Source organism: Streptomyces sp. NPDC042002 (assembly GCF_055588305.1).
Map to the genome: position 1 here is coordinate 1 of NZ_JBVJCT010000061.1, position 25,390 is coordinate 25,390.

The 25,390-nt window shown below is 69.1% G+C and carries 21 protein-coding genes; 8 read left to right on the top strand and 13 right to left on the bottom strand.

The features are described 5' to 3' along the window. The first annotated feature begins 170 nt into the window (after positions 1 to 170). Positions 171 to 362 carry a hypothetical protein gene (locus tag ACZ6KY_RS40545; protein WP_469315268.1) on the top strand — a complete coding sequence of 64 codons (192 nt, stop codon included), beginning with the start codon at positions 171 to 173 and terminating at the stop codon, positions 360 to 362. A 42-nt stretch (positions 363 to 404) separates the two neighbouring features. Next, positions 405 to 1,151: a hypothetical protein gene (locus tag ACZ6KY_RS40550; protein ID WP_469315269.1), complete on the top strand. Its 747-nt coding sequence runs from the start codon at positions 405 to 407 to the stop codon at positions 1,149 to 1,151. Positions 1,152 to 1,351: 200 nt separating this feature from the next. Here ACZ6KY_RS40550 and ACZ6KY_RS40555 read toward each other — a convergent pair whose 3' ends face one another. The 3 genes from ACZ6KY_RS40555 to ACZ6KY_RS40565 are packed head-to-tail and all read right to left on the bottom strand — an operon-like array spanning position 1,352 to position 5,327. Then, positions 1,352 to 2,890, bottom strand: a complete 1,539-nt coding sequence (locus ACZ6KY_RS40555) for a hypothetical protein (RefSeq protein ID WP_469315270.1) — start codon at positions 2,888 to 2,890, stop codon at positions 1,352 to 1,354. Next, positions 2,887 to 4,056, bottom strand: coding sequence for a caspase family protein (locus tag ACZ6KY_RS40560; RefSeq protein WP_469315271.1), 1,170 nt, complete (start codon positions 4,054 to 4,056; stop codon positions 2,887 to 2,889). The genes ACZ6KY_RS40555 and ACZ6KY_RS40560 overlap by 4 nt, the downstream gene beginning before the upstream one ends. Then, positions 4,053 to 5,327, bottom strand: a complete 1,275-nt coding sequence (locus tag ACZ6KY_RS40565) for a hypothetical protein (protein ID WP_469315272.1) — start codon at positions 5,325 to 5,327, stop codon at positions 4,053 to 4,055. Before ACZ6KY_RS40565 ends, ACZ6KY_RS40560 begins: the two co-directional genes overlap by 4 nt. Before the next feature lie 308 nt (positions 5,328 to 5,635). Between ACZ6KY_RS40565 and ACZ6KY_RS40570 the strand changes: the two genes are divergently transcribed. Then, positions 5,636 to 6,076 (top strand): hypothetical protein, encoded by a 441-nt coding sequence (locus ACZ6KY_RS40570; RefSeq protein ID WP_469315273.1) that lies wholly within the window; start codon positions 5,636 to 5,638, stop codon positions 6,074 to 6,076. Between the two features lie 7 nt (positions 6,077 to 6,083). Here ACZ6KY_RS40570 and ACZ6KY_RS40575 read toward each other — a convergent pair whose 3' ends face one another. Beyond that, entirely contained in the window at positions 6,084 to 6,581 is a 498-nt protein-coding gene (locus ACZ6KY_RS40575) for a serine hydrolase domain-containing protein (RefSeq protein ID WP_469315274.1), read from the bottom strand. Continuing rightward, positions 6,463 to 7,107: a transposase gene (locus tag ACZ6KY_RS40580; RefSeq protein ID WP_469315293.1), complete on the bottom strand. Its 645-nt coding sequence runs from the start codon at positions 7,105 to 7,107 to the stop codon at positions 6,463 to 6,465. The genes ACZ6KY_RS40575 and ACZ6KY_RS40580 overlap by 119 nt, the downstream gene beginning before the upstream one ends. Positions 7,108 to 8,131: 1,024 nt before the next feature. On the opposite strand from ACZ6KY_RS40580, the gene ACZ6KY_RS40585 reads away from it, so the two are divergent. Beyond that, positions 8,132 to 9,244 (top strand): helix-turn-helix domain-containing protein, encoded by a 1,113-nt coding sequence (locus tag ACZ6KY_RS40585; protein ID WP_469315275.1) that lies wholly within the window; start codon positions 8,132 to 8,134, stop codon positions 9,242 to 9,244. A 3-nt stretch (positions 9,245 to 9,247) separates the two neighbouring features. Continuing rightward, entirely contained in the window at positions 9,248 to 10,411 is a 1,164-nt protein-coding gene (locus ACZ6KY_RS40590; protein WP_469315276.1) for a hypothetical protein, read from the top strand. Positions 10,412 to 10,425: 14 nt separating this feature from the next. Here the strand turns inward: ACZ6KY_RS40590 and ACZ6KY_RS40595 are convergent, their stop codons facing one another. The 4 genes from ACZ6KY_RS40595 to ACZ6KY_RS40610 form a co-directional block, all read right to left on the bottom strand. Beyond that, complete coding sequence (locus ACZ6KY_RS40595) at positions 10,426 to 10,887, bottom strand: hypothetical protein (protein WP_469315277.1); 462 nt, start codon at positions 10,885 to 10,887, stop codon at positions 10,426 to 10,428. A gap of 858 nt (positions 10,888 to 11,745) precedes the next feature. Next, positions 11,746 to 12,858: a tyrosine-type recombinase/integrase gene (locus tag ACZ6KY_RS40600; protein WP_469315291.1), complete on the bottom strand. Its 1,113-nt coding sequence runs from the start codon at positions 12,856 to 12,858 to the stop codon at positions 11,746 to 11,748. 157 nt (positions 12,859 to 13,015) lie between these two features. Beyond that, positions 13,016 to 13,165 carry an SRPBCC family protein gene (locus tag ACZ6KY_RS40605; protein ID WP_469315278.1) on the bottom strand — a complete coding sequence of 50 codons (150 nt, stop codon included), beginning with the start codon at positions 13,163 to 13,165 and terminating at the stop codon, positions 13,016 to 13,018. Beyond that, positions 13,162 to 13,524, bottom strand: coding sequence for an ArsR/SmtB family transcription factor (locus ACZ6KY_RS40610; RefSeq protein ID WP_469315279.1), 363 nt, complete (start codon positions 13,522 to 13,524; stop codon positions 13,162 to 13,164). The genes ACZ6KY_RS40605 and ACZ6KY_RS40610 overlap by 4 nt, the downstream gene beginning before the upstream one ends. 300 nt (positions 13,525 to 13,824) lie before the next feature. Between ACZ6KY_RS40610 and ACZ6KY_RS40615 the strand changes: the two genes are divergently transcribed. Beyond that, complete coding sequence (locus ACZ6KY_RS40615; RefSeq protein ID WP_469315280.1) at positions 13,825 to 14,403, top strand: hypothetical protein; 579 nt, start codon at positions 13,825 to 13,827, stop codon at positions 14,401 to 14,403. A 252-nt stretch (positions 14,404 to 14,655) separates the two neighbouring features. After that, a complete protein-coding gene (locus ACZ6KY_RS40620) occupies positions 14,656 to 15,102 on the top strand; it encodes an SRPBCC family protein (RefSeq protein WP_469315281.1) in 447 nt (148 codons plus the stop codon). Between the two features lie 577 nt (positions 15,103 to 15,679). Here the strand turns inward: ACZ6KY_RS40620 and ACZ6KY_RS40625 are convergent. Beyond that, on the bottom strand, positions 15,680 to 16,978 hold the full coding sequence (locus tag ACZ6KY_RS40625) for an AI-2E family transporter (RefSeq protein ID WP_469315282.1): 1,299 nt from the start codon (positions 16,976 to 16,978) through the stop codon (positions 15,680 to 15,682). Between the two features lie 234 nt (positions 16,979 to 17,212). Between ACZ6KY_RS40625 and ACZ6KY_RS40630 the strand changes: the two genes are divergently transcribed. Next, entirely contained in the window at positions 17,213 to 20,032 is a 2,820-nt protein-coding gene (locus ACZ6KY_RS40630; protein WP_469315283.1) for a SpoIIE family protein phosphatase, read from the top strand. A gap of 39 nt (positions 20,033 to 20,071) precedes the next feature. On the opposite strand, the gene ACZ6KY_RS40635 is transcribed toward ACZ6KY_RS40630, so the two are convergent. The 3 genes from ACZ6KY_RS40635 to ACZ6KY_RS40645 are packed head-to-tail and all read right to left on the bottom strand — an operon-like array spanning position 20,072 to position 24,926. After that, positions 20,072 to 22,225, bottom strand: a complete 2,154-nt coding sequence (locus ACZ6KY_RS40635; protein WP_469315292.1) for a bifunctional serine/threonine-protein kinase/ABC transporter substrate-binding protein — start codon at positions 22,223 to 22,225, stop codon at positions 20,072 to 20,074. Between the two features lie 35 nt (positions 22,226 to 22,260). Continuing rightward, positions 22,261 to 24,432, bottom strand: coding sequence for a bifunctional serine/threonine-protein kinase/ABC transporter substrate-binding protein (locus ACZ6KY_RS40640; protein WP_469315284.1), 2,172 nt, complete (start codon positions 24,430 to 24,432; stop codon positions 22,261 to 22,263). Then, on the bottom strand, positions 24,429 to 24,926 hold the full coding sequence (locus ACZ6KY_RS40645; RefSeq protein WP_469315285.1) for a hypothetical protein: 498 nt from the start codon (positions 24,924 to 24,926) through the stop codon (positions 24,429 to 24,431). The genes ACZ6KY_RS40640 and ACZ6KY_RS40645 overlap by 4 nt, the downstream gene beginning before the upstream one ends. Positions 24,927 to 25,390 lie beyond the last annotated feature (464 nt).

Here is a 25,390-nt window from a genome sequence, read left to right on the forward strand (position 1 = left end):
GATCCCACTCCGCATTCGTCAGATCCCCACGACCCATACCACCAGCGTGACCTCAACACCCCAGCCCCGTCAGGAGATCCGAGAAACAGCGCCTAAATCGTGAAGGTCACAAGCATTGACCGCGGGAAAACCTGTGTCGGCAACGGCGGTCGGCCCGCCACCATGGGTGCATGAGGGTGATCCTGGACAACAACGTGTGGTCGTACGTAGGCATCGAGGGCGCCAAGGCCGAGCTCGAGGCCCTGTCCAAGAGCAAGCGTCTGTCCATTCGGACGCCACCTGCCACGCTGCTCGAGGTCCTGCGCACCAGCGACCCAGGGAAGCGGGACCGCATCATCGACGCGATGACTTCGCCACACTGAGTACGGCTGCGTACCGAAGTCGATGTCGAGTGTGAGGAGTTCATGGCAGAGGCGCGTCGGACACGCCCTCAGTGGGTGCGCCAGCTGCCCCAGGCCGGACGGCCGGCTGACCTGCGAAATTTCTGGACGCGCGGTATTTGGCGGGAGGCGGCACGAGACAGCGCTCCGCTCGCGGCCCGCCAGCCGCGCCTCACGGACACGGACGAGGACCGGGTCTTCGGCGTCATGAAGAGCAACAGCCTCTCGATGCGTGAGGCCAAGTGGCACGGGGAGGGCCTGTCCAAGGTCACCTACACGGCCGCCGAGGGCGCCTACCTCGCGGGCTGGCAGCGCGGAGTTCACGTAGCAGGATGGCGCGTCGAGGGGCGCGATGTGTTCCGGCAGGCCCTGGACCGCCACGACCTCAAGACATGGGCGGGGCACGACACAACTTACGGCGACTGGCTCGCGCCGTATCTGAAGCTCGACCGCGTGCTGCGGGACCCGGAGGACTTCACCCGGTTCTGGCTCACGGACGTCAACGAGGAACGGATGCCGCGCAATTGGCTGCGATGGGTCTCTGGCGTCGCGCTGCTCGAACACAAGGTCACCAAGAGCACCGGCCGCGACAATCAGCTGGCCTGCTATCTCCCGGAATGCGACGTCTTCCTCTCCGAAGACCGGCGCTTCGTCAGCGCCTTGCTCCGAGTAAAGGAGACGGCCCCCATGTCTCTGCCGGAGATCCGCTGGGTCGACATCGAAGCGAGCGGCGGCAAGGCCGTGGACGTGATCGCAGCCGCCCTCGCCTGACAGGCGCGGGACCCGGGCCGTGCAAGACGCGACTCCGCACATACCTCGGGCGTCCACGCACCCGGTTCTCCGGCGCCGGCGCCGCGGTCGGCCCAGTGCACCGCATCCCTGCCCAACTGGGGCTTCAGCGCCCGGACGGGAGCCCTGAGCTCCGGTACCACCGGCGGGCGAGCAATGGGCTGGCATCACAGCCCCGGGAATCAGTCCTCGTCTGCGCCCAACAGCTCAAGAAGCGCGTGGGGGCCCGGGGCCGTCGCGGAGTCTTGGTCGAGGAGCACGCTGCCCGTGCGGGTGGTGAGTGTCAGCGAGCCGACACGGCGTGCACCAAACCACCACTCCTCGATGATCCGCATGAGGCGGTCGCGGGTTTGATCGGGGAGATAGGTGAGCGGGACGACCACATGGTCGGGTGTCGCGAACCTCAACTGGCCGTCGTACACACCGGTGTCCACAATGAGCCGGGCCAGGTCCCACAGCAGGTCGCGGTCCGAGCTGCGGGGGCCACAGCGAATGTCGAGCCGGTACTCCCGCAGACTCTGGTGCAGCCTCTGAACGGGGGCCGTTTCTGACCGCCGGGACTCCCTGGGAGGGAGCGTGCGTCCCAAGGTGAGGCGTACTCCGGAGTCGCCTTGCGCGTTCAGCCGGAAAGCCCGCGCCGGTCCACGCGGAGATCGATCACGATTGCGTATGGACACGCTCGGCTCGCCGGGCGCCGAGGCCGTGAACGTGAGCAGGGCCGAGGGATGCGCGGCAGCCATCAAAGGCACCACACGCTCCGCGATCTGGCGGATCGGCTCCGGCTGCCGGATCAGGTCCTCGTACAGCAGGTCAAGCCCCTCTCCGGTCAAGGGGAGCGCCCAGTTCTCAAGGGACTCGCGCCACAGTGCCTCATGCAAGCCCCAGCGGCCTCTGCGGCGCGCGACCCAGGCCGACAGTGCGGCAATATCCCCGGCGTCGGCCTGCGGTCCGCGCAAATCCGAGCGTGAGGACAGCCACTGCTCAACCCAGTCGACGTCCCCTTGGCGGCAGCGCAGATACGCGACCGCCAGGTCGAAGAGCCCGAACTCGCCGACCCGCAACCAGGCGGCGGGCACCGGCGCGTGCGGCGCCTGCGCGACGGTTCTGGCCCACAGGAACTCGCCGCGGCGCAGGGCCTCCAAGAGGGTGTAGCCGGAGTCGGCCACCGGCCGAAGTGACAGTCGGATGCTTGCCAGGCCCTCGACCGGGTCGACGGTCACGGGCATGCCGGGCGCCACCACCGTGCAGGCGGGCGGACGCTTGCCGCCACCGACTTGGATGGCAAGCGGCCGCTCGGGGGTGCCCGTCGGGATGATCGCCGGTCCCTCCCCATCCGCGTCGGCCAGGGCCGAGAGCGGCAGCGGCGCCCACCCGTCGAAACCGCCCCGAGGCCCCTGCCACAAACTCAGCCACCCAGACGTGCTTCGGCGCCCCCGGTCCGTAAGCCGTGTCTCCGCAGTGGCGTCCGTGGCGAGGCGGGCCGTCGGGTCCCCACCGGTGACCAGCGTGCGGCGCAGCGGCACGTACGGTGACCAGCCGCGCAGCAGGAACCGCTCGCCAGCGCGCAGCTGCACCGTATGTGGTTGCTCTGTGCACAGCGGAAAACGGTCCAAGACACGGTTATGGTGGTCCAAGATCTCCGCCGCGCCGACAACTGTGCCCGCTCTGGCTGCCGGAACGGTCGGGGCATGCACGACGGTCTGTTCCGTGCGGGAGTTCACAACTCCCCCAAGGCGAGGGTGCTTTGGTGGCTCGGCGGAGACAGCCACACGTCGCAACCGGTGGCGGTGAAGCGGCCGTTGACAAAGTCGGCATCGAGCCGGGCCGGGCCGCTGGGGCCTTTGCCCTGCCACGGCTCAGGCGCGGGACCGCGCCGCTGGATGAGGTGTCCGCTGGCGCGCTCGGACAGCATCCACGTGGCGGACGAGAGCGCATCACCGGGAATCGTATCGAAGTGGAACGGTACCGGCGGGCACTCGTCGAACGTGAACACGGTGCCGCCCTTGGTGGAGCTGCCAGAGGTATCGCACACTTGGTGCGGTTCGTCCTGCTCCTGCAGCCCCGGCCACCCCGTTAGCTGGCGGACGTAGGGCCCGATGGTGTCCGTGGTGACCTCCCACCTTGAGCCCTGACGCGGCTCGCGCGGCATGCTCAGCGCATTCAGCACCGCTCTGGTGAACAGCGACGGCGACTTGCGGCGGGCGTACGCGTCGGCTGCGACGTCCGTGGATCGCAGCACCAGACGGTCTCGGCTCTGGGGGTCACGCGGCGGGGTCTTCAGCGCAGTGGCGTCGAGAATGCCCAACGCCTCTAGTGACGAGGGCATGCTGCGGCACGCGTCGACAAAGTAGAGCTGCTTCCCTGCGGCGTTCTCCTCCATTCCCAGCACGGTGCCATCTATGTCGATGGCGTTCGTGAAATACGAGTGCATGTTCTCGCCGGTGTCCTGCAGCAACAGGCCGTGCGGGCCTCGGCCGATCTGGACGCCGTGACCACAGAAGTGGAATAGCGCGACGTTGTCCGTGTGCCTGTCGCAGCGTTCGTACCACCGCTCGAACGCCGCTATCACCTCGCTCATCATGGCCAGCGCGATCTCCGTCGAACCGTCGTCGCCTGCCAGGCGCACCGGTGCCTCCGCCGAGATCAGCACCTCCAGACTGCCCAACGGCAGCTCCGGGCGCTCACCCAGCGGACCGAGCAGGGCCTCGCACATCGCCGTCGCGGAAACGGGCGGGGCGGTCAATTGGGCAAAGCTGCGGCAGTGGTCGGCAGCCTGGGCCTTGGTTCGCTGAAGCGGGCCGCCCTTGAATCGGTCGTACTGCCCCACGCCGATCACGAACGCGTGCAGCGCCGGGCCGTGGATGGCGCGATCCCTGAGCGTGGTCACGAGCGGGTCCCCTCGGCGATGCGGCGGGCGAGGCGGCGGTGGAAGTCCGGCGAGGTGAGATAGGCGCCGTGCGGCATCAGGGCCCCGCTGTCGAAAACCAGATCCTCCGCGCCGGCGAACACGGGCCCGGCCGCGAACGCCAACGGATCCCGTACGTCCATGACGTTGATCCACCGCGTCACATTCGGCAGCATCGGCACCCTCGCAACGTGCGGGGACGGCACGGCCGGATCGCTCGCTGCAAACAGCTTCAGCTCCTCGAACAGGCCGACTTGCGTGCCCACGGTGACCAGCAGGTCGACGCGCACATCGGGCCGGTACAACGAGAGGACGTCGTGGACGATGTTGCCGCCCATACTGTGCGCCACAACGATCAGCGGATCACCGTTCTCGCGTGCCGCTTCGGCCGCGCTATCCAGCGCGTTGCCCACCAATTCCACGACAGGACCAGGCCGTTCGACACTGCCACGTCCAGCGAGATACCCGGCGACATCCGCCAACAGCAGTGCGCCCTTCGGCGTGAAGCGCCGGCTCACTGCCATCACACCGCCAGCAATGGTCTTCGCGAAGGCAGCGTTCATGCGCCGCACGGCCGCCCGCGCGGACCGGGGCACGAGCATGCCACCGAACGTTTCCCACTCGTCCAGTGCATCACGCGCCCCACTACCGTCATCCAACTTTCCCTGCCAGAGGTTCAGTTCCTCGGCCAGGCGATCCAGGAAATCGATGTCGCCCTCGATCTCGCCGATCCACGCGAAGAACTCGACGCCGTCGCCGTGCCGACCCTCGCCGGTCTTCCACGCCCAATAGGCCACGGCTCGCGCGCAGAACATCACCGTCGTGTCCCGCTCCTCTGCCGACCGGGCGTCCACCGATGCCGCTAGCAACTCCAAGGCCAACAACAACGACTTCCGTGCGGCCGTCACCAGCACGCGCCCCTCCGTAACATCCGGCTCCGCCGCCACGGACCCGACGACCATCTCCTCGACCGAGTCGTCGATCGCCGACCTTTCATCGCCCAGAGATTCCACGCCGTCAATCCGCAGGCTCGCCCAGTTCCATGCCGGCGGCGGCAACAGCGCGCCCCAGTGCGGATTGAGGATCGGGGTCTCGGGCGATCGACAGCCCGCCGCCGGCAACAACTCGAGCCGAAACCAACTGTCCCGCAAGGCTGCCCGCTCCTCGTCCTCTGCCTTGCGATTGCCGATTCCGTGCACATGCACCAGTGCCACCGTTTCCCCCTCAAGCCCGGACCGTCCATTCTGCAACACTGGGCCATCCTTGCGATGGCGGGTGAACTACTCAGGCAGATACGGTCTTCGAGGAGACCGTGTAGGCAGCACCGATCTGCACCGTTCAGCACTTCCACGCGCAGCCGCCACCCGGTCCACGAAGCCCGGCGGGTCCCACCGCCGTCGCCATCAAGGCAGACTTCCGCTCACCGTGGCCCGCCCGCTCAGTCCCGCTCCTGGACGAGGCGGTAGACCTCGCGGGCCACGTACTTCTTCAGGCAGCGGCTGATCTCGCGCCGCCGCATCCTGGTGCGCGGGGTAGCGGCCGGGCAGGCTAGTTTGCTCGGATGAGTCCCCTTGATGATGTGGCCGAGCGCGACGGCTGGCGATGCTGGGTGTGTGATGAACCGGTCGACCCCGACGAGTCGGTGAACGACCCGCGGGGTCCCAGCGTCGACAGCCGGACCGCCGACCGCAAGGCCAAGGTCGCCGAGCGGCTCGCGCATCGCGGATGCAACACCCGCAAGGGCGCGGTCAAGGTGGTCATCGCCTGGCCGGACCGCCTGTACGTGGTCGAACCCGCGCCGCTGATCACCGTGGCCGGGAGGCTGGAGCGCAAGGGGGGCCGCGAGATGGTGGGCCGTTGTCCGACCAGGCGAGACGCCCAAGAAGCGGCGGATTGGCTGGTGGACCGGTTCTCCCGACTCGTACCGGGGCTGCCGGTGACCGCCGCCATCGAGGCGGGCGGTGGCCAGTTCCTCGTCATCCTTTCGGCCGACCGCCGGTGACCAGGAATCACCGGCGCACGCTCGCAAGTACGTAGTTGGTGTTGGAGTAGCTCCAGGAGGTGCCCGGCTCGAAGGGGGGCCGGCGCCCCACGGCGATCCTCACCAGCTGCGCGGGCGTCCAGGTGCCGTAGCGGTGCTTCAGGAACCCCTTGGTGAACACCCGCTTCCCGAAGTCGTCGTCCGAGGTGACGTCGAAGATTCCGCTGGTGTGGTTGAGCAGTTGCCGGATGCTGATTCTGCTGCCGTCGTGGCCGTTGCCGTGGACGACCCCGGGCAGCCACTGCTCGACCTTGTCGTCCAGATCGAGCTTCCCCTCAGCCTCCAGCTGGAGCAGCACAGTGGACACGAACGTCTTGGTAATGGAGGCGACCCGGCAGCGGTCGTGGTCACTGCGCGGCTTGCCCGTCTTCAGATTGCCGACGCCCGAAGTGCCTTCCCAGCGTCCAGACTTGTCGACACTCTGCCTGGTGACGCCCGGCACTCCGTCCCTGACGGCGGCGTCCATCCCAGTCTGGGTTCCGGCGTGGTCCCATCGCTCTGCCGCGCCGTTGTTCGCGGCCTGCGCGGGTGCAGCGAATCCGGTCGCGGCCAGCGCGCCCGCCACCACAATGCCGATCAGGCCGGCGCGTCTGTCCTGCGGGGCTGTCCCCCACCACGATCAGCAGAGCGATAGCCGTGTCCGGCCCGATCCCCACCACCTCCAGCAGCTGCGGGGCATGGCATTCCACGAGCCGGGCCAGACGAGCATCCACTTCCCGGACCTGCTCGGACAGCTGACCAGTCCGATGAGCCAGCCAACCCAGCGTGATCCGCGTGGCCTGCAGCACCGACTCCTCGCCGACCCCCTCCCCTCCGCTCGTGCCGGCGAACCCCGCACAGGTACGGAAGAGTTCGGCATTGCCCAGTCCCGCCAGCTCTTCCCGCAAGGCTGGGTCGGAAGTGATGAGAACGGCCTTGAGCTGATTGATGGCCTGCGTGCGGGCTTTGACGGCCGACACCTTCGTGCGCTTGTACATCCTGGCGATCTGCACCGGCCCGGCGCCCCCCTTGGCCCGGGAGCGAGCCCGCCCACTCAGCACGGCTCGCGCCGCGTTCTGAGCATCCAGCGGATCCGACTTACCACGCCGCCGGCGATCCGCCCGATCCAACCGGTTCACGTCCAACACATCCACGCCTGCGCAAGCAGGTAGCGCGACAGGGACGCCCCGTAGGAGCCGGTCCCTTCCACTCCGGCGCGCCTGACAGTTCCCGACTTCCTGGCCTACTTCAGCAGATCTAGATACCCGGCTGCGGTCGCCGGGAGTTCACCGGTGTCCAGCACGGACCCCGTTGCGGAGAGCACCGCAGCCTCATGGGCGTCGCGGTGCGTATCCACCCCCAACAACACCTCCCCCGTATAGCGACGACGGGTCTGGACAGCAGGCCGTGCGCTGGACATGGCCGATGTGGACATGCCATTCCCCTTCCGGTCCGATGGCCGCGTCGCATTGCCGGTACCGGATCGCGACAGACGGTCAGAATCGTGAGGACGCCACAACAATCGGCAGGCCCCTATCGGGACACTCCCCGCCGGCCCGGCACCGACAACGCACCATCCCCGACCCACGGCCGACACTGTGAGACCAGGACACATTGGTCAGAGATGTCAGGAGTCAGACCCCAGATCCGGGACAGCACCCACCCATCCTCCCGCCCCCACAACACCCGAACCCGACGTGCTCAAACTCGACCGCCGACCGCACTTATGCGGCAACTGATGTTCGTTGATGGCGGCGAACGTGCGATAGATACAGCCGTGACGAACGCGATGCGGCAACCCTGTGTTCCTCCGCGGAGCGACCTCCTGATCTGCGCAGCGATCCACCGTCTCGGGCGGATGATGCCGGTGAAGCCCTCCCTCCACCCAACAACGTTCAACAGATGTGCAGTTGGACTGTCAGTGGCGCGTGGTATCCCTAAAGGCATGACACCTTACGGATCATGTTCGGAATATTTTGAGGGATAAAACCGTGTATCCTCAGGGGAGTTGAGACTTGCGAGGGCTGGAGGTGGACCGTGAGTGATCACGAGGAGTTGCTGGCGGATCCCGCCATGCTCGTCCTGGCGCGCGACTCTCGGGGGTGGACCCAGTCCGAACTCGCGGAGCAGATGTCGCACGTGGAGGGCAACCGCATCTCGCAGGGGTACGTAAGCCGGGCCGAAGCCGGACGCATCCCGGTCCGGGCGGAGCGGGTGCTCCTGTTCGCCGCCGCGCTTCGCTTCACACCCGAGGTGCTGTGCCAGGCCGCCGATACGGCCGGGGCAGGCATTGGGCTCATACACCACCGCAAGCGGGCCTCACTGGGAACCCCCGCGCTGCGCCGAATCCATGCGACGCTGGCGCTCACCCGACTCCAGGTCGAAGCGGTAACGCGGGCGGCGGCCCTCCGCCATCCCCACCGGTTCAGGCCCATTGAGGTCAACGACTTCGACACTCCCGCGGACGCTGCGGAGACGCTGCGCGAAGAGTGGAACGTTCCCGTTGGCCCTATCGACGACCTGGTTGCGCTGCTCGAACACGCCGGCGCCCTGGTCGTGGTCCGCGATCTGGGCACCACCGAACTCGACGCCGTCAGTCAGTGGCCGCGCGACCGGGCTCCGCTGATACTCCTCAACTCCACTGCCCCTGGTGACCGTTCACGCTTCAGCCTCGCTCACGAGCTGGGCCATCTGATCATGCACCGCGAGCCAGGCGAGGGACGTACACAAGAGTCCCAAGCCGACCGGTTCGCCGCCGAGTTCCTCATGCCGCACGAGGTGATCCTGGGAGAGCTGAAGCCCGGCATCGACGTCGCCCGCCTCATGGACCTCAAAGCCCGCTGGGGGGTCTCCATGGCCGCCCTCATCCGGCGGGCCACGGACCTGGGCGTGATCAGCGAGTGGCAGTACCGCACGCTCATGGTCGAGTTGTCCGCACTCGGCTACCGCACCAACGAACCGATCGTCATCCGGCGCGAGGCCCCGCGCCATATCGCTCAGGCCGTCACCCGGCTTGAGGGACAGCACCACCTCAGTGCGACCGAGACCGCGCACCTGGCGGGCCTGGGTCGTGAGGAGTTCCACGAGATCTACTTGTGCGCTTCTTCTCCGTCCGGACACAAGGACGTGCCGGACCCTTCTGCGAGGTGATTCATGAGCAACGCCCCCGTTCCCAGGCGGCGACCGCCCGCCGTGAAGGCGCTCGACCACACCGTGGCAGCGGTACCGCTCTTGCAGGGTCGGGTACTACTGCACGAACATGCCCAGTACACTCCCCGACCTCGCCCGGCCCTCGATGACGGCCTGAGCGGCGTGGTCATGACCGGCGCCAACGCCGACGCACGCGCCTTCCAGCTCCGCGCCGACGTCGGCTACCAAGGCACTCTGCTGATCGACAGCGCCGTGTACACCACGTACACGGCAACGGCGGAGGAACCGTTCATGGCTCCTCCCGACGAACTGTTCGCCGCCGTGGACACCTCGCTGAACTTCCAGAAGGCTCGAGGGGCAACCGCAGCACTGACGCCCACCGGCTACATACCGCCGGCGAACTCCCGTGCCCTCAAAGCGGTAATGCGGGAAGCCAACCGGATCGAGCGAGCCGACACGCTAGTCACTCTTCCGATCGATGTCACCTGGCTGAGCCGGGAGAACATCGGCCAACTGATCGCGGTCTGCGACAAGATCCATCACCCGAAGGCAGTCATCCTCTTCCGCCAGTTCGACCCGCTGGGACAGACGAAGGACATCCCGGCCAACTTGCGCAGGCTGTTCACCGAGGTGGAGCACATGTCACTGCTGCGCACAGACCTCGCAGCTCTCGACGTGATGGCGCACGGCGCCCTCTGCGCGGGAATCGGCGTCCAGAGCTCGCTCCGCCACGCGATACCGCCCGACGAGAAGGCACAGATAGGCAAGCGCGGCGGCGGCCCCACGTACCCGCACATCCTGATGCCGCAGTTGATGTGCTTCAAGGGCGCCGAGTCCTTGTCCAAGGTCTACGGCAATGCCGATCCGGCAACCTGCGACTGCGAGGAGTGCGACGGGCGCAGCCTCGACAGCTTTTACCTTTCAGACGGTGAAACGCGGCGTGAGGCCGAGAACCACAACATCCGCACCTGGGGCGCATGGGTCAGCAACATGGCAAGCTACCGAGTCGGCTCCGAGCGTAAGACGTGGTGGCGCAACAAATGCGCTGCAGCCGTCGACCGCTACGCACTGGAAAACCAGCGCATCGGAGTGGGTGCAAGTCCCAAGTCCGGGTTCCAAGTACCCGCGCCGCTCAAAGCATGGGCGACGTTGCCCGTCACTCAGTAGCCGGATGCACCCCATCAGGGGAGCTGACGGTGGACGTCTTCCAGGAATTTCCAGCCAGCAACCGTATGGCGCTTGCGCACGAAGGGACTGGGTGGCACAACAACCTCGACCGCATCACCCCGGACGTGAAGCAACCCGATGCCGTAGAAGTCAGCGCGCATCACGGCCTCGTTCTTGCGCCGCAACGCGCCATCGATCAATACGGAACGAGCAGTGAAAGGCGTGAACCGCTCGGCCCGCTCCATCGCCGATTCCCAGCTGCGTCCGGGCACGAACACCATGTCGACGTGGACCGGCTGGGTTGCCAGACGGGTAATCAATCCGTCGCGTCGGACCACCGCCCCTTTCGGCAGGCACTTCAACGCTCGGCGTTCCCTGCCGTTCAGTGATACGGCAGGAACAGGCTCGCCGAGTGGCAGCGCCATCAAGAGGTTCAGGGCATCCGGTCGCGTCAGGGGGGGCATACCCGCAGCCACCCGTCGCTCCCGCTCTCGCGCCTCGACTCGGTAGGCCGCAACGACTTTCGCTCCCTCGGCTTCAACAACCGCCAGGTCCGCACCGCGGGGTACGAGATCTCCGGGAGCCAGCGCTCCCGCAACCACACCCAAGGGCTCTCGTGCCACGATTGCCATCGATCAACCCGCTCTCGTCCTGCACCCGACGCTCTCCCCAGCAGGGCTGCACGCACTTATCCTTACCGCTTGCCCCGCGCCACCGGAAGCAGCCTCAACAACAAAGCCAGCGGACCTCAACCGCCCCTAGACGCGGGGACGCGTCCCAACCGAACGGCAACACTAGTACGGACACCCGTGCGACCATCGACCAGCTCCCCGGATAGCTCCGCATCGGTCATCCGCCGCCCTCTCGCTGCAAAATTTGCACCCACAACAGGTCGTGGACAAGCGACTGCGATCGTACCCATGCCGCGCCACGATGCCTACACCTGTTCGAATCCTTGGACGCGCCCCGACCTACCGAAAGCGTCCGCTCCCAAGCTGCGGCCGACCAGCGCCGCGCCAGCGGCCCCGCAGGCCGAGGGAGGCAAGCATCTGTCACAACCGTGTCACCAACAGCATCGACGCACCTGGACCGCGAAGACCAAACCCGCGCGACCGGCGTCGAACTGAACCACGTGGAGTCAGAAGACGGTCTTGCCTACCTGCGCCATGTGGTACCGCGAAGCCCACTCGCTAGCACCACGGGCTCACCAAGATCCGGACCAGGCGCGGACCAACTCGGCTTCGAAGCAGATGATTCCACCCCCTACCGCAGGTCAGAAGCAAGCCAGGCGTGTACCACCAGCAGACGAAGAACCTGCTGGCCTCAAAGGCGAATCAAGCTGTTTCCCACAGACCAGCGTCCAGCACACGCGCCGCCTTCGCGATGCTCCCCGGCATCAGGTGCCTGTACGTGCGGTACGTCTCCTCGATCGACCTGTGCCCCATCCACTCGGCCACGTCCGTGATCGGAATGCCGCTTCCAAGCGCGTTGGACGCGAAGTAGTGCCGGAAGCTGTACATCCCCATCCCGTCGATCACCGGCAGCTTCTCGAAGAGGCTGCGGACGCGGCGGCGCTCCATCATCTCCGTGTAGTAGCCGCTCGGCCCGCGCAGCAGGTAGCCCTCCGCAGTGGCACCGTGCTTCTCCCCGTACCGTTCCATCGCTTCCCGCACCGAACGGGGCAGTGGAACCTCCCGGAACTCTCCCGGCTTGCGGTGCTTGAGCTTCGCCGGCCTGTACGTGTTGCCGTGGATCTGCTCGTGCACGCGGTAGACATCGTCCGCCACCACGTTGTTGATGTTCACGGCCCGCGCCTCACCATTGCGCAGTCCGCACCCCGCCATCATGACGATCTCGAGCGCGAGATCGTCACCGGCGACAGCCAGTCCCTGCTTCAGATACGCCAGGGTCGGGATGACCACCTTCTTACGGACGTACTCCGGTTTCTGCACACCCTTCATCGGGTCGTCCGCCATCGCCCCCTTGTCGTAGGCATCGCGCAGGATCGCCTTCAAGGTCTGGAGTATGTTGATCTGATTTCCCCGACCGACCCCGTCGGCCTCCAACTCGTCCAGGAAACGCTCGACCACGATCGGCGTGACGGAATTCAGCTTCCGCGACCCGAGTCGGGAATTGATGTGGGCGTTGAGGGCACTGTCGATGCGCTGGCCCGTGGAGTACTCCGCCATCCGACGTTGCCGGGACCTCCACTGCTTCGCGTATTCCGCCACCGTCATCTGCCCCAACTCGCGGCGAGCCTCGGCGACGGACGGCGCCGTCCGCTTCTTCTCCACGTATATCTGCGTGAGGCGCTCGACCGCGTCGTCCTGAGTACCGAAGCCGACCTCCTCCCGCTGCTTCCCGAGCGCGTCCCTGAAACGGATCGTGTACAGGTGCGGACACCGGGTCGGCCTGACACAGTCACAGTCCTTGAAGAACGACCCCATACCGCGAGCGAGCTGACGAGCCATGTAGCAAACCTTCCGAGCGGGTACCGAGCATCTGCACTCAGGCATCCGCCGCGGCGGTCACCAGGTCAGCAAGCCGGGACTCCCCCGCGCCCGATGCTGACCATTTGCTGACCTGAGCAACATCATCATGCCTTCAACCTGCACAGATACCCAGACGATAGATCTTCGCCCTGAACACGCGCTCTCGGGACGCGTCGAACTCCCGGGTGATGAGGATGGTGGGCGACGCCGGGTCGGCCACGATCCGTGTCTCGCGCCGGTCGCTCGCGTTCGCGGTGCTCACGATGCCGCCTTCTTCGTCGTTGCGCCCTTCACCGGCTGTTCCTCCATCTGTTCGAGGACGGCGTCGAGGCGGCGGAAACGGTCCTCCGCCTCACGGCGGTAGCGTTCGATCCATTTCGTCATCAGGTCGAGGACCTCGCCCTCGAGATGGCAGGGCCGACGCTGAGCGTCCCTGCTGCGGCTGACCAGACCGGCGTCCTCCAGCACCCTGATGTGCTTGGACACGGCCTGCACGGTCACGTCGTAGGGCTCGGCCAGTTCGTTGACCGTGGCATCCCCCGTGGCCAGCCTGGCCACGATGTCGCGCCGGGTCGGGTCGGCCAGCGCGGAGAACACCCGGGACAGCCTGTCGTCGGCCACCTCTCACCTCACGTAATCAACCAGTCGGTTGAATAACCGTACGACCGACCCGCCCCTTAGTCAACCAACTGGTTGAACAACAAGGTGGGGCGGCCCGGCTCTTCGCGGGCGCCGACCGTACCCAGAGGTCCGCTTCCGCGGCCGACACCTGCGGGAAGCGCTCGGCGGCCATGAGGGTGATCGACGCGTTGCGATGCGCCGGATGATTGAAGTCGTGCGCCGGACATCCCGCTGACACGGGGACGCCCCACGTGACAGGGTCACAGGTGATCGATGGCAACAGCGGCAAAGGGGACTTCCGTGGACACACGAACGTGGGACACGCTGGTCAGCTCGATGAAAAGCACCTACGTCAACGGAGTGGGCGAGGGTTCGGCGCCCCGGCCGGTCATCATGCCGCTGGTGCGGGGCGAGCTGGTCGGGCTGATCTGGGTCCGTCCCACCAAACCCGGAGCCGACGCGCTCACCGGCATCGCGGCGCTGTCGAACATCGCCGCGGCGGCCTGCGCCGACGAGGTCGTCCTCGCCTGGGAGACACATGACGTCGCCACCGCCTGCGAGTTGCCCGTCGTCGGTCCCGCCCCCTGCCTGAACATGGTCCACGCCACCCCGGACGGCCATGTGCTGCACCAGTTCCCCTACACCGCGGAGTTCTCGTCCGCCGGCTCCGAGGACGCGGAGGGGTCCACGACCTCCCTCGAATGGGAGGAGGCTCCCGCGCCCCGGCCGGGCGGCGAACTTCCGCCGCCCGTCCAGGCCGCTGTCGGCTACGCCTTCACCCCCATGGAACTGGACCATCCCAACCCCTTCGGCGTCACCGTCGTCCTGATGGAGGACGACGGCTACACCGTGCGCCTGACCGACGGCTTCGACCACTGAACGTGCGGGGCCACTGAACGTGCGGAGCCGTTGAACGTGCGGGGCCGTCGCGCGGGGAGACAAGTGGACATCGCGCGCGACCATCCCCCCTTTCCTCTCCCCTGCTCCCTTCTCCTTCCGTTCTACGTGCCGGTCGCTGAACGAATGGGTCCGTGCGACGCGCCTGTGGGACCCCCGCCCCCTAGGCTGAGCATGCGCGGCGAGCCCGCGCGCCCTCAGCGGGCGGTCCGTGATCGCAGCACAGGAGGAACCTTGTCCGGTCAGTTCGAGGCGACAACCGAGATCAACCGCCCCATCGAGGAGGTCTTCGCCTTCCTCGCCGCCGGCACGAACGACCCCAAGTTCAGCCCCAGGGTGCAGGCGATCACGAAGACGCCGGAGGGCCCGACGGCGGTAGGCACGATCTTCACCAGCACGGTCAAGGACGCCGGCATGAAGACGGGCCGGAAGTTCCGGATCACCGAGTTCGAGCCGCCCCGCCGGATCCGCTGGGCGGAAGTCTCGAAGAACACGGTCACGGCGGTCGAGGGCGGCTACGACCTCGAGTCCACCGGCGACCGCACGACCCGTGTCAGGATCTACAACGTCCTTGAGGGCCATGGCATCGGAAAGCTCCTGGTGAGCTTCGCGCTGAGTGCGGCCCGCAAGGACGCGGACGCCTTCGGCCAGCGGATCAAGGCGGCCGTGGAGGCCTCCTGACGGACCCGGTCCCGGCCGCGGCGGTCGAGCGGCCGGGACCGTCACCCTCCGGAGGTGCGGGCGCAGCGTGAAAGAAGCGAGGACGCTTCGTACGCCGCTGTCCGGACCGGTCCAGCTCTCACGATTTCCCATCACAGGGGCAGCCCCCTGATCCCGGCGCGCCACCCGCACCGAGGCCCAGGAGCTCCCTACGTCACCCGTGCCCAGCGCATCCACGACAGCCGTTCCGTCGAACGGTTCCTCGCCGCCGCAGGTCCACGACGGAAAGCCCCCTTCCCACCGGGCGACGCGCTGCCCGCGCCCGCCCGAAGGCAGGTCCCTGGGCCACGGCCCCGACCACGAGTCGAAGACACCGGTCACCCACTCCACGGAGACCACTGAGACACGCAAGCCCCGGTGGCGGATCCGTGCGGCCGTGAAGTGGCCGCGGAAGGCACGCCGCCAGACTCGGTGATGTGACGACACGGCATCCGCCCCATGACAACGGAGTCCAGGACCGCTCGTCCCCCGGACCGAAACGACGGCGGACGAGCGGTCCGGACACCCCAGCGGCGCCGTCTCCGCCCGCCCGTCACCGCTACGGCTCCTCGGCCCGAGCCCGTCCGGCCGTCCCGGAGTGCGGTTCGGGCGGAGTGGACGGGTGACCAGGTGAGCGCCCGGAGGGCTCCGGCTCCGGGCGTGCGCGCAACTCGGAGATCACGGACCAGGCGACCGACACCATCGGTACGGCCACGACGGCGCCGGTCACACCGGCCAGGATGCTCCCGGCGATGACGGACAGGGCCACGACCACGGGGTGCAGCCGGACCGCCCAGCTCAGGACGAGCGGATGCAGTACGTGCCCCTCCAACTGGCCGATGACGACGATCAGGGCGAGCACGATGATCGCGACGACCGGCCCCTTGGTGGCCAGGGCGACCACGGTGGCGACGCCGAGCGCGACGGGCGAGCCCACCAGGGGGATGAACGCGGCGAAGAACTCCAGGAGCGTGAGCGGCAGCGCCAAGGGGACGCCCAGAACGTAGAGGGCGATTCCGACGAGAATGGCGTTGGTGGCCGCCACGATGATGATGCCGCGCGTGTACCCGGCGAAGGTCCGCCAGGCCGCCCGCCCCCCGCGGTCCCACGGGTCCCGCGCGCTCTCCGGCATCAACTCCTGGAACCAGCGCCAGAACTTGTCCCCTGAACGGATGAAGAACAGCGAGCAGAAAAGGGCGAGGACGAGTCCGGTGACGAACTCCACCGCGCGGCCGGCACCACTGAGGGCGCTGCTGATCAGTACGGAACGGTGCTCGTTGACGAAGGTTCCCACTTTGCCCTGGAGATTCGACATCACCGCGTGACTCAGATGGAAGGGGGAGCCCTCCAGCCATCGTTCGATCCGCCCGAGCCCCCCGGCGAACTCATGTCCCAGCTGGCCCGATTCGCCCGCCACGACACGACCGACCAGCGCCATCACGCCCAGCACCACCAGAAGACTTCCGATGATGCTCACGATCACCGCCGCGGTCCTCGGCATGCGGCGTGCCAGCAGATCGGCGAGGGGACGCAGGACCGCCGTCACGACCAGCGCGAGGAACAGGGCCACGGCGACGAGTTGCAGCCTGCCCAGAAGGGCGAAGACCGCGTAGGCGACCACTCCGAGGATGAGCAGCCGCCACGCGTACGCCGCGGCCACCCGCAGCCCGTGGCTCACTGCGACGCCCACGTGGTCTCCGGTGCCGCGGCGCGTCCCGGTAGCGGTCGTACGCGCCTTCGTGACTGCCCAGACACCACGGGAGGAACGATTCCCCACGACGTACCGCATCCGGCGCCCGCCGCGACCCGTGCCGGGCTCACCCGGCCGCCGTTGAGGACGACGCGATCCGGCGTTCACCTGTGTGCCACCGTCCTCCCGTCGTCGGGACCACCCGCCACCCGGGCCCGTACGCGGACCACCGCGCGAGTCCATGGGAAACGGGTGACCGGTCCCGAGCCGTCGATCACGCGGGCGTCCTGGCCAGCGTGATGGCGCGCACCACCCCCCGCAACCCGGGACACGCCGAAGGCACGCTCACTAGCAGACAATTCCACTAATGTCATTTGCGGCATTCCATCCTATATTGGGCCTGTGATCAGGCGGCTGGACCTACTCGACACCGCTGACGACGGCATCACGGAAAGCGAGGTCTTCCGGCTCGCCCTTCAGCACTCCATCGCGGAGCTGGGCTGCGTCGGCGGGGCCGTCTACCTGCGGGGCCCCATGTCGGCTCTGCGGCTGGTGTCCTCCACCGGACTGCCGTCGTCGCTCACCGGGGCGTGGGAGATCGTCGACCAGGACGGGCCCACGGCGACGGCCCGCGCCGTACGCTCAGGCGAACACGTATGGGTGGCCGCCCTCCCCGCCGACCTGGCCGAACCCACCGCGCCCCTGCTGTCTCGGTCCGGCTGGTTCTCCGTACCCCTGGTCGAGGCGGACCGTGCCATCGGCGCGATCACGTGCCTCACGGGCGACAACGAGGAGCCGACGCCCGCGCAGTGGACGTTCCTCACCTCGGTGGCCGAATGGACCATGAACCGCCTGAAGAGGATCCCGGCGCCCACGCGCCTGCGCACGGACCTCGACACCACTCCGGTCGGCTCCTGGGAGTGGGACGTGCGCACCGGCGAACTGCTGTGGGACGAGGCGGCCATGAAGGTCTACCAGACCGATCCGGCCGCCTTCGTACCCGGTGTCGAGAGCTGGATGAAGGTCGTGCACCCCGACGACCTCGCGAGCACCCTGGCGGCGGCCGAACGGACCATCCGGACCCACGCGCCGTTCGAGGCCGAGTACCGGGTCAGGCGGGGCGACGGGGGCTACACATGGACGCGCGCGTCCGGTCACGTCGTACTCGACGACCAGGGCCGGGTCAGCCGCATCATCGGCAAGGGCTGGGCGAACGACGCGGCGCGCTCCACCCGCGATGCCCTCAGCCGTGCCCTGCGGCACATGAGCGACGCCTTCCTGTCCGTGGACGAAGGCTGGCGCATCACCTTCGCCAACCTGGAGGCGGAACGCGTTCTCGGCTCGGAGGACGAACAGCTCTTCGGACGTGACCTGTGGGGCCTGCCCGCGCTGCGCCGCGTGCCGGATCTGGAGGAACGATGCCGGCGCGGTGCCGCGCAGGCCACCGCCGCCGGCTTCGACGTCACGATGGCCGACACCGGACGCTGTTACGACCTGCGGCTCGCCCCCGTACCCGGCGGTCTCACCCTGTACTTCACCGATGTCACCGATCGCCGGCGCCGTGAGGCCGAGCGGGCGGCGGCCGTCCGCGGCACGGCCGAGCGGGCGAGCCGGACGGCGGAGCTGACCACGCGGCTCGCGGCGGCGACCACCTCGCAGGACGTGGTGAGGGCCGTGGCCCAGCGCGTCCTGCTCCCGTTCGACGCCCAGGGTCTGCTCGTGCTCGTCCTGGAGGACCAGAGGCTGGTGCACATCGGGTCCGTCGGTTACCCGAGCGCCTTCCTGCAGCACATGCACGGAGCGCAGGGCATGGAACTGTCCGACGCCGGTCCCGCTGGGCAGGCGGTCCTGACCGGCGAACCCCGTTTCTCCTCGTCGCGGGAGGAATGGGCCACGGCCTTCCCCGACGTCGGCAGCCGTACTCCGAGCAGCAAGGAAGCCTGGGCCTTCCTCCCGTTGACGGCCTCCGGCCACACCTTCGGCGTGTGTGTCATCGCCTTCGACACCGCACGGCGCCTCACGTCCGAGGAACGCACGCTCCTCATCACCATCAGCGCGCTCGTGGCGCACGCTCTGGAGAGAGCGCGGCTCTACGACGCCGAACTCACCCGCTCCGAGGAACTCCAGCAGGCCCTGCTGCCCCTGAGGCTGCCCACCGTGCCCGAGGTCACGGCGGCGGCGAGATACCTGCCGGCCGGGCAGACCTCCGACGTGGGCGGGGACTGGTACGACCTGATCCCGCTGTCCGCGGGCCAGGTGGCCCTGGTCGTCGGTGACGTGATGGGCCACGGGCTGCCCGAGGCCGCGACCATGGGGCGCCTGCGCACCGCGCTGCACACGCTGGCCGCACTGGAACTGCCCCCTGTCGAGATCATGGGCCACCTCAACGACATCGTCGGGGGACTCGGCGAGCACGCGTACGCGACCTGCCTGTACGCGCTGTACGACTCCACCGACGGGTCGTGCACCGTGGTACGGGCGGGGCATCCGCCGCCGCTCGTCGTCCGGCCCGACGGCAGCGCCTACTTCCCCGAGGTCGCCGTCAACCCTCCCCTGGGCGCCGCGTTCCCGCCGTTCGAGACGACGGAACTGCAACTGTCGGCGGACACCCTTCTGGTCCTCTATACCGACGGGCTCGTGGAGTCACCGCACCGCGAGATCGACCAGGGCATGGCCCAGCTCGCCGACCTGCTCCCCCGCGAGGCCTGCTGTCCCGATCTGGAGGACCTCTGCGACACCGTCACCACCGGCCTGCTGCCGGGTGGGCCCACCTCCGACGACGCCGCCCTGCTCATCGCCCGCCTGCACACCGTGTCCGACCGGCAGATGGCTTCCTGGGACCTTCCGGAGGGCCCGGAGGCCGCGGGTGAGGCCCGCCGCCATGTACGGGAGCAACTCGCCCAATGGCATCTGGACGACCTGGTCATGACGACGGAACTACTGGCCAGCGAGCTCGTCGGGAACGTCATCCGCCATGCCAGGGGCCCCATCGGGCTGCGCCTCCTGTGCAGCGGAACGCTCGTCTGCGAGGTGTCCGACGCGAGTCCGACCATGCCGCGCATCCGGCGCGCCTCGGACACCGACGAGGGAGGCCGCGGACTCCAGCTCGTCAACGCCCTCTGCGAACGCTGGGGCAGCCGCTACACCCCGGAGGGCAAAGCCATCTGGACCGAACAGTCCCTCCCGGGCACGGAGGACCCGGCCGAGGGGGACCAGCCTTAGCCCTGCCTCAGCCGGTCGTCACCGTCGACGGACGGCGTTTCAGGCCTTCTCGAGCTGGTCGTAGCGGCCCAGGAAATGTGGGGTGCCGTTCTGTACGCGGTACAGGAAGAGGCCGTTCGCCCAGTGGAACTCATCGGTGACCGAGTCGAATCGGACGGTCTTGGCCAGCCCCTTGTAGGTGGACGCGCGGAGTCTGCGCACCATGGCGCCTCGCTCGACGCCATCGCTGCCGAGATCGCGGAGGCCCTGGGCGACGAAGTTCAGGGCGTCGTACGCCTCGACGGCGAAGCGCTCGACGGCGCGTACGCCGAAGCGCTTCTTGTACGCCGTCACAAAGCCTGCGGCGGCGGGCAGTTCGGCCGGGTCTACGTAGGTCGCGCAGATCACCCAGCCCTCGGCCGCCGGTCCCGCCTCGCTCAGGAACGCTGCCTCCAGGACCGGTTCGGGGGCCATGCGCGTGCCCCGGAAGCCGGCCTGCTCCAGCGCGCGGGCGCACCGGGCGGCGCGGTGCGGTGAGGAACCGCCGTAGACCACGGCCTGCGCCTTGTCGGCGAGCACGGCGGCTGCCACGGTGTCGAAGTCCTGGCTGTCGGCGGGCACGACATGGGTGGTCGTGGTGCCGTTGGAGGGCGGGAACGTCGCGAGGTCCCTGACGATCTGCCAACTGGTGCGGCTGGCGGCCCTGTCGTCGATGAGGGCGGTTCTTCGGCTCTTCTCGGTGTGGGTGAGGTAGGAGATGAAACCCGTGGACAGGGTGTCCTCGTCGGGTCTGAGCTGGAAAAGGGCGCGGGTGGTGGTCGTGGAGTACAGATCGCTGCCGGAGGAGACGGTCACGACGGGCAGCAGTGCCTTCTCGTAGCGGGCGACGACGGCCTGCGTCAGTGTGGTGCCGGTCGGTCCGATGACGGCGTACACCCGCTGGTCCGCGACGAAGCTTCCGGCGACCTCGCCGGCCCGCTCGGCCACCCCCGCGTCGTCGAGGACCTTCAGGGCCAGATCGAAGGTACGGCCGTCCCGGGGGCGGGAGTTGAATTGTTCCACGGCCAGACGTACGGCCCGCTCCTGGGCCCGGCCCACCGCTTTGTCCCGGCCCGTCAGGTCCGCGTGCACCCCGATGACGTACCGGCGCAGTTGTCCGGAACCCGTCGCGCCCGCGTTGCGGGCCGGGGATCTGGAGGCGGCCCAGGCCGCCACTCCCCCGCCGGCCGCGACGACGCCGGCCGCCGAGCCCAGCGTCAGCAGGCGGCGCCGTGAGAGGCCGGGCCGCTCGGGCGCCTGCACGAGTGTGCCCGGCGCGGGGTCGGGCAGGGCCAGGACCGTGGCCGAGCGTTCCGCGATCAGCCGGGGCAGCTCGGACGGCAGCCAGTCGTCCTCCCCGTCCCCCTCGCCCTCGCCGGCCAGCGCGGCCCGTACCTCCGGCGCGGTGGGCCTGGCCGACGGGTCCTTGGCGAGGCAACGGGACAACAGCGGGATCAGCGCCCACGGTATGGCGTCCAGGTCCGGCTCCTCGTGGACCGTACGGAAGATGACGGCTGCCGGGGTACCGACGCCGAACGGGCGGCGGCCGGTCGCGGCGTACGCCAGGACACAGCCCAGGGAGAAGATGTCGCTCGGCGGCCCGATGTCACCGCCCTGCGCCCGCGCCTGCTCGGGCGAGAGATAGCCGGGCGATCCGATCACCACGTCGCTCGCGGTCAGCGCGGTGGCGCCGGTGCTGCGCGCGATACCGAAGTCGATCAGCCGGGGCCCGTCCAGGGCGAGCAGGACGTTGCCCGGCTTGACGTCCCGGTGCACCAGGCCCGCGGCGTGCACCTCGGTCAGCGCTTCGGCCAGCCGGGCGCCGAGGGCGCGCACGGTCCGGTCGGGCAGCGGCCCGTGCAGCGCGACGGCCTCGGCCAGCGACGGACCCGGCACGAAGGCGGTGGCCAGCCAGGGCTCGCGGTCCTGCGGAGCCGCGGCGGTGACCGGTACGACCCATCTCCCGCCGAGCCCGGCCGCCGCCTCGGCCTCGCGCCGGAACCGGGCCCGGAAGTCGTGGTCGGAGGCGTACTCGGCGCGGATCACCTTCAGCGCGACCAGCGCCCCGCCCGTCGAGCGGGCCAGGTAGACCACGCCCATACCGCCCGCGCCGAGCCGCCCGAGCAGCCGGTAGCCGCCGACGAACGGCGGATCCCCGGACTTGAGCGCCCGCACTCCCGTGTGCCCCCGCGCGTGCGCGTCGCTCACCGCTACACCTGGGAGGGGGCGGCGCCGAGGAAGCGGAACCGGCCACCCTCGACCTGGTACAGGAAGACACCCCAGCCGGCGAACGTGCCGTCCGCCGGCTTGAAGGAGAAGTCCTTGGTGATGCCCTTGTAGTGCCCGTTGCGCAGCAGGCCCAGCAACTCCTGGCGTTTCGGGGGCCGTCCGCCCTTCGTGGCCTTCACCATCTCCTGGACGACGAGGTTGACGGTGTCGTACGCCTCGGCGGCGTAGTGGCCGGGCTCGGCTCCGTAGTGCTTGCGGAAGGCGGCGGTGAAGGCCGCCGCGGCCGGCACGGCCGTGGGGTCGACGAAGGAGGCGGTCAACAGCCATCCCTCGGCCGCTTTCCCGGCCTCCTTCAGGAACTCCGGGTCGATCACGGCCTGCGGGGTGAGCCGTGGCCCGTCGAAACCGGCCGCCGCCAGCGCGCGGGCCACCCGGGCCCCGCCCCGCGCGTCTCCGGCGTAGATGAAGGAGCCGATCCCGGCCCGCAGCATGTCGGCGACGACGGGTCGCACGTCCTCGGTGTCCGCCGGGATCACCCGGGGGTAGACCGGCCGGCCCAGCTTGCGCATCAGGATGGCGTTGATCGAGGCGGACTCCTGGGCGTACGTCCGCGCGGTACGGTCCTGGAGCAGGCCGGAGCGCAGCTTTCCCTTCTGCCGCAGGACATAGATGCTGATCGGCAGGGCGACGGCGGCGTCGCTGGGCCGGCAGTGCAGGAAGGACCGGTACTGCTGCGAGGTCAGGATCAGCCCCCCGGCCGAGATGCACAGCACCGGCAGCAGGGCCTCGTCGTAGGCGCCGAGCACGGCGCCCGCCGTTTCGTCGTTGGTGGGGCCGAGGACGGCGAGCACCTCGGTGTCCTGGATCAGCTTCTTGGCCGCGCCCGGCGCCCGTCCGGCGCTGCCGCCGTCGTCGGCGGTCTTCAGTACGAGCTCGAAGGGCTTGTCCTTACGGGAGTTGTACTGCTCGATCGCCAGCCGGGCGCCCCGCTCCTGCGCCTCGCCCACCGCGCGTTGCGCCCCGCTCAGGTCCGCCTGCACGCCGACGGCCCAACGGTGATCCCGCGGCGCGGGCGAACCCGGGTCGTCCTCGTCACGCAGAGCGGCCCAGGCCGCCACACCGCCACCCGCCAGGAGCACGGCCGCCCCGGAGGCCAGCACGAGCAGGCGCCGACGGCTCGGCGAGGTCCGCCCGGCGTCCCCCGACGCCTCGGCGACGGTCGGCTCGATGTCGGGCAGCGCCAGCATCTCGGACGAACGGTCGGCGATGGCCCGTACGACGTCCTCGGGCAGCCAGTCGAGCTGCCCGCCCTCGGGGATCGCGTCCTCGACCAGCAGCTCCGTGCCGAACCGCCCGGCCGTCGGTCGGTCGGCCGGGTCCTTCGCCAGGCATCGGCGCAGCAGTTCACGCAGGCCGCCGTCGTCCGTGTCCTCCTCGGCCTCGATGCCGGCCAGGTCGGGTTCGTCGTGGACCGTCCGGTAGAGCAGGGCGTCCGCCGTGCCGGTGCCGAACGGCGGCCGGCCGCTCGCCGCGTAGGCCAGCAGGCACCCCAGCGAGAAGATGTCGCTCGGCGGACCGACGGCGGAGCCGCGCGCCTCGGCCTGTTCGGGCGACAGGAATCCGGGGGTGCCGACGACCAGGTCGGTGGAGGTGATCGCGGTCTCGTCGGCCGCGCGGGCGATCCCGAAGTCGATCAGGCGCGGGCCGTCCACGGCGAGCAGGACGTTCGCGGGCTTGACGTCCCGGTGGACCAGCCCGGCGGCGTGCACCTCGCGCAGCGCGGCGGCGAGCATCCTGGCCAGGACGCGCACGCTGCGGGCGGGCAGCGGACCGTGGCGGGTGACCGCCTCCTCAAGCGAGGGGCCGGGCACGAACGCGGTGGCCAACCAGGGCGCCGCCGCCTCCGGGTCGGCGCCGGTGACCGGCACGGCCCAGGGGCTGGTCACCCGCCGGGCCGCCTCGACCTCGCGGCGGAACCGGGCCCGGAAGTCGGGCTCGTCCGCGTACTCGGCCTGGATGACCTTGACTGCGGCCAGCGCCCCGGCTTCCGTACGGCCGAGGTAGACCACGCCCATGCCGCCCGCGCCGAGCCGGGCCAGCAGCCGGTGTCCGCCGATCGAGGCGGGGTCGGTGGGGAGCAGACGCTCGCTCACCGCGCCGCCTCCAGTTCGCTCTCGACCTGGGTGAGCATCTCGCCCGCGCCCTGTAGCAGCGCCGCGTCGACCTCTTCCCCCGACCGGCCCTTGGCGCCCTTGCCGACGACGGCCACGGTGACCTGGGCCATGCGGCTCTGTATCCAGTAGTAGTAATAGGGGCCGCCGAGTTGGTCGCTGTAGTACTGACCGCCCTCGGTGAGCGTGTCCTCGGCGTTGGCGTTGCCGAGCTGGCCGAAGGCGGACCCCTGGGAGAGCAGTCCGGTGATCCGCTCGCCCTGGCGGAGTTGCTGATCGGGACAGCGCAGGGCTTCTTCGAGGGTTCCGGCCATCTCCCATTCGGCGTCCCGCACGGTGCGGTGCACGGTGACGACGGCGGCGACGCGGATCGGGCCCTTGCCGTTCCCGGCCGGCAGTTCGCTGTAGCGGGTGAGACTGGCGAGCACCGTCGAGGGCAGTGGTTCGCGCTGCCAGACGCAGTTCGCGTCGAGCACGGGCCAGTAGCCGGGGTCACTCTCGTACGGGTTCCGCTTGACGTAGCCGGGGCCCCAGTTGTCGGGGCTCGACGCGATGGCGCGAGCCAGGCGTAAGCCGTCCGCGCGGGTTCTGGGTGCTCGGCCGGGATCGGGACGAAAGCCCAGCCCTGTGCCGCTGGGGGTCGGGGCCGGCGATGCGGAACCCTTACCACTGCTGGGAGTCGGGGCCAAAACGGAGCTCGTACGCCTGCTCGTGGTCGCGTCCTTCGAGGCCGTGGGTTTCGCGGTCCCGGCGTCCCCCGCCCCCGCCGAGCAGCCGGCGAGCACCAGCCCCGTGGCTAACGCCCCGCAGCACAGCCGCACCGGTCTCCGATACGCCATGAACGTCCCCCATCCGCATGGGTGTTCCCCCACGGGGAGGGTATCGACTATGCCTCCGGGGCACTACGCATGTGCTGCGGTCCGTTGCCCCGCAACGGCCG

Coding starts and splice junctions, on each gene's coding strand:
- ACZ6KY_RS40590 (WP_469315276.1), top strand. CDS start 9,248: ATGAGCAACGCCCCCGTTCCCAGGCGGCGACCGCCCGCCGTGAAGGCG.
- ACZ6KY_RS40575 (WP_469315274.1), bottom strand. CDS start 6,581: ATGGACGCCGCCGTCAGGGACGGAGTGCCGGGCGTCACCAGGCAGAGT.
- ACZ6KY_RS40570 (WP_469315273.1), top strand. CDS start 5,636: ATGAGTCCCCTTGATGATGTGGCCGAGCGCGACGGCTGGCGATGCTGG.
- ACZ6KY_RS40600 (WP_469315291.1), bottom strand. CDS start 12,858: ATGGGGTCGTTCTTCAAGGACTGTGACTGTGTCAGGCCGACCCGGTGT.
- ACZ6KY_RS40550 (WP_469315269.1), top strand. CDS start 405: ATGGCAGAGGCGCGTCGGACACGCCCTCAGTGGGTGCGCCAGCTGCCC.
- ACZ6KY_RS40545 (WP_469315268.1), top strand. CDS start 171: ATGAGGGTGATCCTGGACAACAACGTGTGGTCGTACGTAGGCATCGAG.